The organism is Roseovarius sp. PS-C2, assembly GCF_018862045.1.
Taxonomy (GTDB): domain Bacteria; phylum Pseudomonadota; class Alphaproteobacteria; order Rhodobacterales; family Rhodobacteraceae; genus Roseovarius.
On sequence record NZ_JAHKSQ010000005.1, the window covers coordinates 103,757 to 116,190 of the forward strand.

Here is a 12,434-nt window from a genome sequence, read left to right on the forward strand (position 1 = left end):
GCGTCATTCGCTTTCCAGCTTTGCCCGCAATTCACGCAATACGGGCAGGGTGGCGCGCACGTTTTCATCGCCAAGTTCGCCCACAAGCTCGGAGATCATGGGCGCGATCGCAGCAATCGCCGCATCCCGCGCCTGACGTCCGGCCGGGCTGATCGCCACCATCTTGCGCCGGGCATCGTCCCAATCCGGGCGAATATGCACATACCCGGCCCACTCCAGCTTGCTCAGCGTGTTGGTCATCGCGCCGCGCGTAACATGAAAGCTCTTCGCCAGTTGCGCGGGGCTTCGCTCCCCTCCGGATCGGGCCAGATGATTGAGTACGGAAAAGTGGCTGATTTCCATTCCCTTGGGCAGCACACGGCTCAGCCGGTTCCGAATCAACTGATCATTGGTCAGAATTTCACTGAAAAGAGCGACGGCCAGTGAATTGCTGCTGTTCTCGTTCATTCCGGGTTGCCATATTCGGGCGCCGCATGAAGCGACGGGATGCGATGACGTGCTTTTGCCACCTCGGACATGTTCAAATCAACGTATATGATACCCGGTTCGGCTCCGGCATCCGCCAAAACATCGCCCCACGGGCCGACAGCCATTGAATGCCCATAGGTTTCACGTGGCTTGCCACGGCTTGCACGATGCAGCCCGGTCTGCGCCGGGGCCAGCACGTAACTGCCCGTTTCAATTGCCCGCGCGCGCATCAATACCTCCCAATGCGCCTGACCTGTGACTTTGGAAAATGCCGAGGGTATTGTCAGGATCTCGGCCCCCGCCTGTGCCAACCGTCGAAACAGGTACGGAAAGCGGACGTCGTAGCAGACCGTCATTCCTACCGAACCGAATTCAGGTCGCGCCAGCACGCTGCGAGTTCCAGGGCGATATCCGGCTGATTCGCGATAGGTTTCAACCTCGGACACCTGCACATCGAACATATGGATTTTGTCATACCACGCCGCTATTTCGCCATCCGGATTGATCAGAAAGGACCGGTTCGCGAACCGGCCGCCCGGATCATCGGTTTTCAGCGCGAGAGAGCCGATCAGAAGCCATATATTCAATTGATCGGCCTGCTCACGCAATGCGGCAAGGGTCGGATCGTCGTCTTGGGTCTGCAAAACCTCGATTTGATGGGCGCGGCTGCCTGAAACACAGTTTGTAACCTCGGGCGTCAGGACAAATCCCGCACCATGCCCTGCGGCCTCGCGAATGAATGCCTGCGTTACAGGCAGATTGGCCTCCGGATCGTCGCTGCTATTTAGCTGTATCAGTGCCGCTTTCATCGCACTCAACCAGCCAACAAGGCGTCCAGTTTTCCGGCGCGCTCCAGGGCATACAGCTCATCGCACCCCCCGACATGGGTATCGCCGACAAAAATCTGCGGAACGGTTCGCTTTCCGTTCGCGCGCTGAATCATCTCCGGTTTGCGCGATGGATCGGTAAAGACATCCACTTCGGAGAAATTGACTCCCTTCTGCTTCAACAAGCGCTTGGCCGCATGACAAAACCCGCAAAGGGGCGAGGAATAGATTTCAACAGGCTGCATCTGCATTATTTCCGTAAGTTGGGGTCGATCGCAACTTAGGCATCCTTGGCGGCGCGCGCCAGTGTCACGACACGCACATCAGCGGACCCGCCCCTGAAACAAGCCTGCGCCGCCGCCGAAAGTGTCGCACCCGATGTCATCACATCATCCACCAGAAGAACCGAACGGCCCATCATGTGCTGACGACGACGCCGGTGCGGTTCGATCATACCTTGCAGGGTCTCGAATCGCGCATCGCGGCCTAACCCATCCAACGACCGTGTGCGTTTAGGACGCACAAGAAGATCGGGACACCATGACAAGTCCAGTTTCCGGGCCACGCCCCGAGCCAAAAGAGCAGACTGATTGAACCGCCGCCGGATCATGCGTGTCCAGTGCAGTGGAACAGGCGCCACAATCATCTGGTCGTCGACCAATGGCCGAGCGGCACTGGCCATCCACAACGCAGCGGGTCGCACAATGTCATGCCGGTCCCCGTGTTTCAGCGCCAGAACCAGATTCCGCCCGTTGTCGCGATATATCAGCGCTGCACGCCCCTTGCTCCACGGTCGCGCGATTGTCAGACAGTCGTCGCAGAATTCGGAAGTTCCGGCGTCGTCACCCGGCAACGGCACTCCGCAAGCATCACAACACAGGCCCGAGATAAAAGGCGTGTCGCGCCAGCAGGGACCGCAAAGGCCGAACTCGCTTTCCACCTGCGTTCCGCACAATGTGCAACGTGGAGGATAAACAAGCCGCAAGGCCGTTTGAAAAGCAGTGTACACGCCACTATCCTTTACCCATGACATCGCAACTCACAGACCGCGCGGCACTAATCCGCAATCGCCAACGCGCCTTGCATGATCCGGCTCTTTTTCTGCACGAAATGGCGGCAGACGACATTCAGGATCGGCTATCTCTGGTTAACAAGACGTTTACGGATAAAGCCGTAATCACCGGATTTCCCGATTTCTGGCGCAACCGCTTTCCTGATGCGGCCTGCATTGAAGATACCGAACAATTGCAACTTGCCGAACACAGTCAGGATCTCGTGATCCATGCCATGTGCCTGCACTGGGCCAGTGACCCTGTCGGACAACTGGTTCAATCGCGCCGGGCGCTACGGCCTGACGGCCTGTTTCTCGGTATCTTTTTTGGCGGCGAAACACTGCACGAGCTTCGCCGCAGCTTGGCCCAGGCCGAAGCCGACATCACCGGCGGTCTCTCGCAGCGGGTCGTACCCATGGGCGAAATACGTGATCTCGGCGCTCTGCTTCAGCGCGCAGGCTTTGCCTTGCCTGTCGCGGACAGCCTGCCGTTGAGTGTCACCTATGCCTCTGCACTGGACCTGATGCATGACTTGCGCGCCATGGGGGAAAGCAACGCTCTTGACGGGAGACAGAGAAAGATATCCCGACGCGACGTGCTGATGCGGGCATGCACAATATATGCCGAGAATTTCGCCGATGACGAAGGCCGTATTCCGGCAATGTTCGAGTTGATGGTTCTGACGGGGTGGTCCCCCGACGAAAGCCAACCCAAGCCACTGCGCCCCGGATCGGCCGCAGCGCGACTTGCCGACGCACTTGGCACAAAAGAAACAGCGCTCAAAGATTGACGCGGGTATGTAACCCGTTATCTCCACCTGAAACCCGCGCTGAAAAAGGGACTGGATATGCTTGACGCAAGCAACACCGCTTCACGACCGGATCATGCCCCGGCCGATCACCCGGCCATTCCAAAGTACAAAACGGGCGTCCTGCTGGCCAATTTGGGCACACCCGATCATTACAGCTACTGGCCAATGCGCCGCTATCTGAGCGAATTCCTGTCTGACCGCCGGGTTATCGATTACAGTCCGTGGAAATGGCAGCCCTTGCTGCAACTGATCATCCTGACCAAGCGCCCCTTCTCCAGTGGCGAAGCCTACAAATCCATCTGGAACGAGGAAAAGGGCGAAAGCCCGCTGATGACGATCACCCGTGATCAAACCTCAAAACTGGCCGAATCCCTTCATGAACGCTACGGCGATCAGGTGATGGTGGATTACTGCATGCGTTACGGGAATCCATCGACCAAATCCAAGGTTCGCGAAATGGTCAAGGCGGGCTGCACCCGTATCCTGTTTTTTCCGCTCTATCCGCATTATGCCGGAGCCACCTCGGCCACGGCCAACGATCAGTTCTTTCGCGCGCTGATGGACGAAACCTGGCAACCCACGGCTCGCGTTGTCGAACCATATTTCGAGAACACACAGTATATCGAAGCCTTGGCGCAATCGGTCGAAGCTGCCTATGCAAAAATCGAAGACCGGCCCGATATTTTGGTCGTCTCCTATCACGGTATGCCCAAGCGCTATCTGATGCAGGGCGATCCGTATCACTGCCAATGCCAGAAAACCACGCGCCTCTTGAAAGAGCGTTTAGGGTGGGACGATACCGAAATCACAACGACCTTCCAGTCGGTCTTTGGCCCCGAGGAATGGCTGAAGCCCTATACGGTGGATCACGTCGCCGAACTGGCAAAACAGGGTAAAAAGAAAATTGCCGTTATGGCGCCCGCGTTTTCTGCGGACTGCATCGAGACACTCGAAGAAATCAACGAAGAGATTCGCGAAAGTTTCGAAGAAGCCGGTGGCGAACAGTTTTCCTATATCCCCTGCCTCAATGACGATGACGCCCACATTCAGGCGCTCAGCGGAATTATCCAGGACAACCTGAAAGGTTGGCTGGAGTGAATAAGATCACACCGTCATGGAAAAGAAAAAAGGCAGTGGAAAACCACTGCCTTTTTCCTATTGATATGTCGCCTGACTTAGTCAGCGGCAACAGCGGCTGCGATGATCGCCAGAACAACCAGCGGAATCCAGACGCCAGCGGCCGAAGAGCTTGCGGCAGTTTCTTCGACAACCACGGGAGCTTCCATGACGGGCTCTGCCATGTTACCGGCAAAAGCAGTCGAAGCGGCGGCAGTCAGTGCAGCGGCGAGAACGAGTTTCTTCATAGTATCCTCCAGATATAGGCCCATCGCCAGCATACCGGCGACAAGCACCCAAGACTTACCTCGTAAGAGATTTCTAAGCAGCAAAATTTGCAGATTGCAAATGCAACTTAGAACTTTAGCCGATTAAAGGGCCGGTTTTTCGTCAAATTAGCAACACTTGTGTGCCAATTTTGGTCATTCCGAAAAGCTCGGCAATGTGCTGATTGTAAAGGCCAATACAACCGTTCGATGATCTGCGGCCAATTTTACGTGTGTCGTGGGTCCCGTGGATTCGATAATAAGTCCATCCCAAATACAACGCATGAGTACCAAGCGGATTGTCCGGCCCCGGCCCCACATAAGCCGGCCACTCCGGGTTTCGCTTGAGCATCGACGGGGTCGGGCGCCAGCTTGGGCCCTCGACCTTTTTGATAACGCTGGTACGCCCACGGCGCGTCAAATCCTCGGTCAATGGCACACTGGAGGGATAAAGCCGGTATGTTTGACCATCCGCCGCCCAGAAATGCAGAGCGCGAGACGTTATATCGACAAGAATTGCGCCATTGTTCAAATTCGAGAAATACGGTCGCCAGTCCAATGCGCGAAAACTTGAAATATTGCGCCGCGTTGCTGGCGTGACATCACTTTCCATCTCGGTTGTGGCGCTGCTGTTCAGGTCTTGAGCAAAAGCCGGTGCACCGATGGTAGCCACGGTTCCGGCCAAAAAATTTCTTCGGCTCAATCCATTTACGAATTTCGAGGCCATTTTCCCAACTCCAGTTGATCGGCGGATACAGGCCATTAATATATGGCGGGAAAGCCGCAGTCGCAAATCAAAGAGTCGCCAATCGGCTACACGATGCGCAACCGGGTTTGAAAGACAGCGTCAGCCACGATAGAGCTTGCAAGATGAAATCTAATTGGCGGTGACACACATGGCTCGTTTACTCGGACTGATTTTCTCGGCTCTGCTCGCATTGTCGGCTTGCGCCGCTCCGCCCGAGCCGCAAATAGGTCCAGATGGCAAGCCACTGCCCAAAGTCTATCGTATTCGTGCCGGTCAAACCGCAGAAATCCAGTACCGTATGCTGGATTCGGTTAACGCACTGCGCCAAGCCGCAGGCAAGCCACCGGTTCAGTTGAATTCACGCCTGAATGCGGCTGCAGCCACGCATTCTCGCGATATGTCGATTCAGAATCGCCCATGGCATTTCGGATCAGACGGATCGTCACCGATCGACCGGGTGAACCGCGTGGGCTATGAGCGCTCCCTGATTGGTGAGAATATCTCGGAAACCTATGAAACCGAGCTTGAAACCCTAGCGGCCTGGATGGACAAACCATCGACACGCAATGTCATCCTGTCTTCACAAGCCAAGGATATGGGCTTTTCCTGGCTTCAGGAAAACAACGGCAAAATCTGGTGGACGCTGGTCATGGGTGGCTGATGTCACCCAGAATCACGGGCTGACATAGATAGGCGTACCATCCTTGACCATGGCATAGATCTCTTCGATTTCGCGATTCGTGACCGCGATACATCCCGCCGTCCAATCCCGCCGACTGCCGAGCCTTCGCTTGGATTCACCATGGATGAAAATATCGCCACCCGGCTCGCGCCCGATCATCGCGGCACGGGTCACGTCGTTGGTGTTCGGGTAGGAAATTCCGACCGATAAGTGAAATTCGCTGTTCGGATTACGCCGGTCGATCAGATAGGCGCCTTCCGGCGTTTTGCCGTCACCTTCGAATTGCTTATGCCCATCAGGCGCAAAGCCCAAGTCGATATCGTAGGACTTCAAAACCTGATCGTGATGCAACAAATGCATCCGCCGCTGCCCCTTGTTGACCACAACCTGGGTCACCTCAGGCCCGTTATAGGTACGAAACTTCGACGCGCTGCAGCCCGTCAGGCCAACAAACAACGCGACACTTAGCAAAACTCCGATTGCCCGCATGGTATTTTTACCTGTTTTCTGCTCTCGTCGGGTTTTAACCTGCTCTTCGCAAAATTCAAAAATTTCTTTTGCACGATTAGGCAGGTGCGCGCACAAATTCTGCCACGAGCTCGACATGAGCGGACCAGCGGAACTGATCGACAACCCGCAACCGCACCAATTCAAAACCATTGTCGACCAAATTTCGCGCATCCCGAGCAAAACTGACCGGGTTGCACGACACGTAAGCGATCAGGGGAATGTCCGATTTGGCCAGCTCATTGATCTGCGCCGAAGCCCCTGCACGGGGCGGATCAATCACGGCGGCATCGAAGCGCGTCAGCTCATCCGGCATCAAGGGACGGCGAAACAAATCGCGCGCTTCATGTGTCACTGCCTTGAGGCCCGATGCCTTGCGCCAAGCGGCGTCCAACGCGGCAATCATCGCCGCATCCCCTTCGACAGCATGAACCATGGCATTGCGCGCCAAAGGCAGCGCGAAGGTTCCACATCCGGCAAAAAGATCGACAATCTGCGTAGATGGTCCAACGATTCGCCGAACATCCTCGCGCAGGACATTTTCGCCCTCTTGCGTGGCCTGCAAAAACGCACCTGGCGGCGTGATCACAGAAACTTCTCCGAAAATCTGTTCGGGTGGTAAGCGGGTTGCGATCACCTCGTCATCCCAAGCCAGCCGCGCCAGATCATACCGCTCGGCCAAACGGGCCAATTCCAGCCGCAGCGGACCATTCAGCGGCTTTCCGTTCGTCACACTGATATCCAATCCGCTTCGCGACAGCGTCGCCGCAACGGAAATACTGTGCTTGCGACTGGCCCCAATCAGAGCCAAGGCTTTAGCCACCGGCAGTGCAGACATCAGATCAGGATGTAAAAGCTGGCAATCGGGAATTTCCACCAGAACGTCCGAAGCGCGAGCGTGAAATCCAACCATCGCCCCCTTTTTCGTGCGGCGTGCCGCAAACGTCGCCCGACGGCGGGATCGGGGCGGCGAAACCGCTATCGGCAGAAACTCGGCCTCAAGCCCATTCGCAGCTAGTGCCGCCTTGACCACGTCCTGTTTCCATTCCGCCAGAAACTCATCCGAGGCGTGCTGCAACTGACACCCGCCACAGGACTTGAAATGCCGACAAGGAGGGCTGACCCGGCTGGACGACGGTTCAACAATACGGATATCGCTCAGGTGCTTGCCATCGGATTGCGCATGTACCACCTCGCCCGGCAAGGTCAGCGGCGCGAACAAGGGGCCTTCTGCAATCCCGTCACCATGGTGACCCAGTCGGGTAATCTGAAACGTGTCCATCTCCGCCACTTGCTGTCTCAGTCCAAAAGGTCATCGCGGGTAAGGGTGAAACCCGAAGCGATCCATCGCTGCTCCAACTCATCCAGTCGCGCGCCAAGGGCGGGGCCTGTATAGTTTGGCATCAAATCGCGGGCCACGAGGGGAAAGCTGGCCATTGCGCCCCGTTCCACCAATTGACGCTGCGACGGATCATAAACGCGTTCAATGGCCGCATCCCGAAGCAACAGAATGTCTACCGCCGCCTCGGCACCATACCGGTATCCCAGTTCAGCCGCTGGAGTCATCTCTCTCATCTCGGCACGCAACAGCGCCAAACGTTTGGACTGCGCCTTACTTAATCGCAAGCGTATCGCGACATCCTCACCGCCGAGTGCGGCAAGCCGGCGCATGGGGCAGGGATCAATCCCGGCATCGGACTCGGAATGAACCAAGAGAGCCAGCATACGATCATCGGCTCCGGGCAAAACCGCGTTCAGAACACCTGTCGCTCGCATCGCTGCAACAGAAGGTGCGGGATCGGGCGCCGCAAGAAGTTTGACCATTTCAGCACCGACACGCTCACGGGAAAGCCCCGCCAAACCCTCGACATGGGCAGCAACTGCGGCCAATCCTTCGGCGTCCAGCCCTTGGCCGGGGTCACCATATAACGCGTGAAACCGGAAAAAGCGCAGAATACGCAAATAGTCCTCGCGGATACGCTGATCCGGGTCGTCGATAAACCGCACATGCCTGTTCTCAAGATCAGGCAGCCCATCCAACGGGTCTACAACCACCCCATCCCGCCTTGCATAGAGCGCATTCATGGTGAAATCGCGCCGCCGGGCGTCCTGCGCGACATCGCTGGAATAAGCGACGACAGCATGACGGCCAAAGGTTTCCACATCCTGACGAAACGTCGTTACCTCGTGTGGAATGTGACCCGAGATCACGGTGACGGTCCCGTGTTCGATACCCGTCGGCACGGATTTCAAGCCAGCGGCCTTCGCCATTTCTATGACGTGTTGGGGGAGGGCATCGGTGGCAATATCAATATCGTGCACAGGCACACCCAGTAGGGCGTTCCTCACGCATCCCCCGACGAAATACGCCTGATACCCGCTTGCCTCGATCATACGGCAAACGGTTTGCGTCTCTTCACGGTCGATCCAATTCCCTTCGATTCTCATTCTGTTTCCGCCGCGTCTGCCAACGCCCGCAGGATACGCGCGGTTGCACCCCAGATGTAATAGGGTCCGAACGGTACGGTGTAATAGTGGCGCATGCGCCCTTGCCAACGCCGGGATTGAACGCTGAACCGGGCCGCATCCAGCAGATGATCCAGCGGCACACTGAATACTTCTTCTACTTCACCGGCCTCGGGGCGTGGCCGAAAGGGAGCACGAACGCGGGCGACGACCGGGGTCACCCTGAAAGCTGTAACCGTTTCGTGCGCGGGCATAAGCCCCAGAACTTCGACATTTTCAGGCTTCAGACCGATTTCTTCATGCGCCTCGCGCAATGCTGCCGCAGTGATGTCGGCATCGCTTTCGTCTTGCTTACCACCAGGAAAGGCAATCTGCCCCGGATGATGCTTCAAAGCCGAAGATCGTTTGGTCAGATAAACGCTGGCGGTCGATCCCTGATACAGGATCGGCACCAGCACCCCCGCCGGGCGCAGCTTTCGGTCCGGCGGCAAAACGACGTCGGGATTCAGATCGAAATCCGACGACGCCTGCCCCTGACCGGCCAGCGCGACACGAATCCTGTCCAGCGGATCAGCCATTGTCTCCAGGACTATTTTCAGCCTCGAATCCCAATGTTTTGGGATCCAGGCGGTAGTGCGCGCCACAGAACTGGCAGTCGGCGGTCACGATACCCTCGTCAGTGGTCATCTTCTCGATATCCTTGGCCGAGTAGATCGACAGGCTGTTGCGCACCCGATCTTCCGAACAAGTGCAGCCGAAACGAACCGGTTGTACATCGAAAACCCGCGGCATTTCCTCGTGAAACAGACGAACCAGCAGATCACTGGGCGCCACCGATGGACCGATCATTTCCAGATCTTCCGCCGTATCCAGCAACATATTGGCACGGTTCCAGTTTTCCCTGTCTTCGTCATCGACAATATCCGAGGCAACCAAAAGTCCACCCTCACCAGAGCCACCGCCCTGCGCAAACGGCGAAGCCTTGGGCAAATGTTGCAACATGACGCCGCCAGCGCGCCAATGTTCGACACCACCTTTCTCGGTCGACTTGCCGAAGGACAAGTTGAACCGTGTCGGAAGCTGCTCGGACTGTGCGAAATAGGCTTCGGCACATGCGCTGAGACTGCCTGCGGCAATCGGGGTGATGCCCTGATAGGGTTCCGTTCCTTTGCCCTGATCAATCAGCACGGCGAAATACCCCTCTCCAAGCTGATCAAAAGGCGCGCTGTCGCTGATCCGGTCGGGATCAAAGCTGGCATAGGCACGAATGCGGGCCGGGGCGCCCTCGCTTTCGGGTGCGTAATAGTCGGTGGCGATCATCCTTACCGCGCCTTTGGTCTGGACCTGCAATGACAGCTTCCAGCGCAGCTTGATCGTTTGCCCGACCAATGCCGTCAGCAACGCCATTTCGGCGACCAATGCCTCTACCGGCGCGGGGTACGCATGCTGTTTCAGGATTCCGTCGAGAACCCCGTCAAGACGCGCGACACGTCCACGGATATCTGCGTTGTCCAACTGGAATGGCAGGATCGTGTCGTCCCAGGCGAATTTCTGTCCAAGTGTCATGGGGTTTCCTTGTGTGCCGGAAGTTGGCATATCGCGTCTATATAATCAGGACAACACATGGTCCAAGGGGGCAGAGGGCATGATCCGGCGGTTCGGCGAAAACCCAAGACATGATATACGCTATACCCGTCGCGTAGGTGCCTATGCTATCCTGCCACGCGATGGACAGCTATTGCTGACCCATCAGGCCGAGCCTATTCCCGAACTCCAGCTGCCCGGCGGCGGAATCGACCCTGGCGAATCGCCCTTGCAGGCCTTGCACCGCGAGGTGTTCGAGGAAACGGGGTGGAAAATTGCGCAGGCGCATCGTCTCGGCGCATTTCGCCGATTCACCTACATGCCTGAATATGACCTTTGGGCAGAAAAGATCTGCCACATCTATCGCGCCTTTCCGGTCCGCCCGCTTGGCCCTCCAAGCGAGGCAGGGCACCGCGCCGTATGGACCAGTTGGGAGGCAGCCGCCCAGCAGTTGGGAAATGCTGGTGACAGACATTTTGTCAGCCATCTATTGGCGAAGGCTTGAACTCCAACAGCGCGGCAGAAATATCGTCGGAAAATTCATCGGTGCCCGCAAACTCGGAGAGTTTCCAGATCAACGATTCCAGGCCCGCCATGCCCCGTGTTTGCCGCAGGTCGCGCAATATGCGCACCAGCCCGTCATCGGCCAAAAGGGCGCCGTCAGGATCGGCACATTCAACCACGCCATCGGAGCAGACCAGCAACCTGTCACCGGGACGCATCGTGATAGTGAGCTGATCGTACTTGGCCTCCTCGATCAAACCCACTGGCAATCCGCCTTGCCCGATCATCTCGATGCATCCATCGGCCCGCTGAAGCACAGGGTAGGGGTGGCCGGCCTGGGCCATTGTCACCTGCCCGGTCGACAAGTCCGCGATGGCCAGCAACATCGTGAAATAGTGCTCGGTTTCCATTTCCCCCAGGATCAGACGATTGAGAATTTCCAGCGTTTCTGCAGGCGCGCGCGGCGCATAGCCCTCGCCGCGCAACTGATAGAGTGCAAGGTTCTGCTCGGGAGCGGTGGCCGAAAGATACCCGGCCAGACGCGCCGTCATCAGGGCCGAACTCACACCATGCCCCGACACGTCAATACCGTAAAGACCGACGCAATCGGGCCCGGCCTGAAACATGCCGACCAGATCGCCACCGACATGACCGCTGGACCGGAGCAAAAGCGAAACATCCGCAGATCCGAAATCGCGATATCGCTCGCTCACCAACGATTGTTGCAGCTTTTTCGCCTCGATCAGATCGTTGTCGAGCGAGTCATAGACCGCCTGCAACTCATCCAGCGTGGATTTGACCAGACGATTCTTTTCCGTCAGCTCCCGCTCCATCCGCAGAATTCGATCCCCGGCAGCAATCCGCGCGCGTAGCTCCGCGGCATTGACGGGCTTGGTCAGGAAATCGTCCGCGCCTGCATCAAGGCCATGGGCGATCTCGGCCTTTTCGGATTTGGAGGTCAGCAGTATGAAATAGCCATAGCTATCACGCGGCATCGCACGGAAGGCGCGGCAGAATTCCACCCCGTTCATGCCCGGCATCATCCAATCGCTCAGTACCAGATCCGGCTGCACATCTTTGCAGAGTCGCAGCGCCTCGATACCCGACTCCGCCTCATGCACCTCCAGCCCCCATTTTTTGAGGGAACTTGCCAATATTCGGCGTTGCAGGCGGCTGTCATCAACCACCAGCACCGTGCGAATTGCCTGACCTTCGGTCTGGATTGATCGAAACGATTTCTGATCCCTGAATACCTGTTGCACTTTCCACCCCCTTTGGAGCGGGCATAGAGCCCCCGGCTTAACAGGTGGTGAATGTTAAAATTGCGCCTGTTTTTTCACCAGGGCTTGAGCATTTCTAAATGCATCCCTGCAAGTGTACCCACACAAGCAAAACGGGCAGAT

General features: G+C 57.1%; 16 protein-coding genes. 4 read left to right on the forward strand and 12 right to left on the reverse strand.

Features of this window, described 5'->3' with window-relative positions:
* Positions 1-3 precede the first annotated feature (3 nt).
* The 4 genes from KPG71_RS10745 to KPG71_RS10760 are packed head-to-tail and all read right to left on the reverse strand — an operon-like array spanning position 4 to position 2,328.
* Positions 4-447 carry a MarR family winged helix-turn-helix transcriptional regulator gene (locus tag KPG71_RS10745; protein WP_073035041.1) on the reverse strand — a complete coding sequence of 148 codons (444 nt, stop codon included), beginning with the start codon at positions 445-447 and terminating at the stop codon, positions 4-6.
* Positions 444-1,277, reverse strand: a complete 834-nt coding sequence (locus KPG71_RS10750) for a carbon-nitrogen hydrolase family protein (RefSeq protein ID WP_216338081.1) — start codon at positions 1,275-1,277, stop codon at positions 444-446. The genes KPG71_RS10745 and KPG71_RS10750 overlap by 4 nt, the downstream gene beginning before the upstream one ends.
* A gap of 5 nt (positions 1,278-1,282) precedes the next feature.
* A complete protein-coding gene (grxC, locus tag KPG71_RS10755; protein ID WP_216338082.1) occupies positions 1,283-1,540 on the reverse strand; it encodes a glutaredoxin 3 in 258 nt (85 codons plus the stop codon).
* A 35-nt stretch (positions 1,541-1,575) separates the two neighbouring features.
* Positions 1,576-2,328, reverse strand: coding sequence for a ComF family protein (locus tag KPG71_RS10760; RefSeq protein WP_216338083.1), 753 nt, complete (start codon positions 2,326-2,328; stop codon positions 1,576-1,578).
* Here KPG71_RS10760 and KPG71_RS10765 point away from each other — a divergent pair.
* Together KPG71_RS10765 and hemH are read left to right on the forward strand one after the other, a co-directional pair.
* Positions 2,322-3,137 carry a methyltransferase domain-containing protein gene (locus tag KPG71_RS10765; protein WP_216338084.1) on the forward strand — a complete coding sequence of 272 codons (816 nt, stop codon included), beginning with the start codon at positions 2,322-2,324 and terminating at the stop codon, positions 3,135-3,137. The genes KPG71_RS10760 and KPG71_RS10765 overlap by 7 nt on opposite strands.
* 57 nt (positions 3,138-3,194) lie before the next feature.
* Positions 3,195-4,256 carry a ferrochelatase gene (gene hemH, locus KPG71_RS10770; RefSeq protein WP_216338085.1) on the forward strand — a complete coding sequence of 354 codons (1,062 nt, stop codon included), beginning with the start codon at positions 3,195-3,197 and terminating at the stop codon, positions 4,254-4,256.
* Positions 4,257-4,333: 77 nt separating this feature from the next.
* Here hemH and KPG71_RS10775 read toward each other — a convergent pair whose 3' ends face one another.
* Together KPG71_RS10775 and KPG71_RS10780 are read right to left on the reverse strand one after the other, a co-directional pair.
* Positions 4,334-4,522 carry a hypothetical protein gene (locus KPG71_RS10775; RefSeq protein ID WP_216338086.1) on the reverse strand — a complete coding sequence of 63 codons (189 nt, stop codon included), beginning with the start codon at positions 4,520-4,522 and terminating at the stop codon, positions 4,334-4,336.
* 142 nt (positions 4,523-4,664) lie between these two features.
* Positions 4,665-5,267 (reverse strand): L,D-transpeptidase, encoded by a 603-nt coding sequence (locus KPG71_RS10780; RefSeq protein WP_216338087.1) that lies wholly within the window; start codon positions 5,265-5,267, stop codon positions 4,665-4,667.
* A gap of 169 nt (positions 5,268-5,436) precedes the next feature.
* On the opposite strand from KPG71_RS10780, the gene KPG71_RS10785 reads away from it, so the two are divergent.
* Positions 5,437-5,949 carry a CAP domain-containing protein gene (locus tag KPG71_RS10785; protein WP_216338088.1) on the forward strand — a complete coding sequence of 171 codons (513 nt, stop codon included), beginning with the start codon at positions 5,437-5,439 and terminating at the stop codon, positions 5,947-5,949.
* A gap of 12 nt (positions 5,950-5,961) precedes the next feature.
* Here KPG71_RS10785 and KPG71_RS10790 read toward each other — a convergent pair whose 3' ends face one another.
* The 5 genes from KPG71_RS10790 to KPG71_RS10810 form a co-directional block, all read right to left on the reverse strand.
* Entirely contained in the window at positions 5,962-6,459 is a 498-nt protein-coding gene (locus KPG71_RS10790) for a murein L,D-transpeptidase family protein (RefSeq protein ID WP_216338340.1), read from the reverse strand.
* A 76-nt stretch (positions 6,460-6,535) separates the two neighbouring features.
* A complete protein-coding gene (locus KPG71_RS10795) occupies positions 6,536-7,759 on the reverse strand; it encodes a class I SAM-dependent RNA methyltransferase (protein ID WP_216338341.1) in 1,224 nt (407 codons plus the stop codon).
* A 17-nt stretch (positions 7,760-7,776) separates the two neighbouring features.
* Entirely contained in the window at positions 7,777-8,925 is a 1,149-nt protein-coding gene (locus KPG71_RS10800; RefSeq protein WP_216338089.1) for a CCA tRNA nucleotidyltransferase, read from the reverse strand.
* Positions 8,922-9,521 (reverse strand): CoA pyrophosphatase, encoded by a 600-nt coding sequence (locus KPG71_RS10805; protein ID WP_216338090.1) that lies wholly within the window; start codon positions 9,519-9,521, stop codon positions 8,922-8,924. The genes KPG71_RS10800 and KPG71_RS10805 overlap by 4 nt, the downstream gene beginning before the upstream one ends.
* A complete protein-coding gene (locus KPG71_RS10810; RefSeq protein ID WP_216338091.1) occupies positions 9,514-10,509 on the reverse strand; it encodes an Hsp33 family molecular chaperone HslO in 996 nt (331 codons plus the stop codon). Before KPG71_RS10810 ends, KPG71_RS10805 begins: the two co-directional genes overlap by 8 nt.
* A gap of 79 nt (positions 10,510-10,588) precedes the next feature.
* On the opposite strand from KPG71_RS10810, the gene KPG71_RS10815 reads away from it, so the two are divergent.
* Complete coding sequence (locus tag KPG71_RS10815; RefSeq protein WP_216338092.1) at positions 10,589-11,032, forward strand: NUDIX hydrolase; 444 nt, start codon at positions 10,589-10,591, stop codon at positions 11,030-11,032.
* Here KPG71_RS10815 and KPG71_RS10820 read toward each other — a convergent pair.
* The gene (locus KPG71_RS10820) at positions 11,007-12,293 is read right to left on the reverse strand and encodes a PP2C family protein-serine/threonine phosphatase (protein ID WP_367397344.1); all 1,287 of its coding nucleotides are present in this window, start codon (positions 12,291-12,293) and stop codon (positions 11,007-11,009) included. The two genes, KPG71_RS10815 and KPG71_RS10820, sit on opposite strands and share 26 nt — an antisense overlap.
* Positions 12,294-12,434 lie beyond the last annotated feature (141 nt).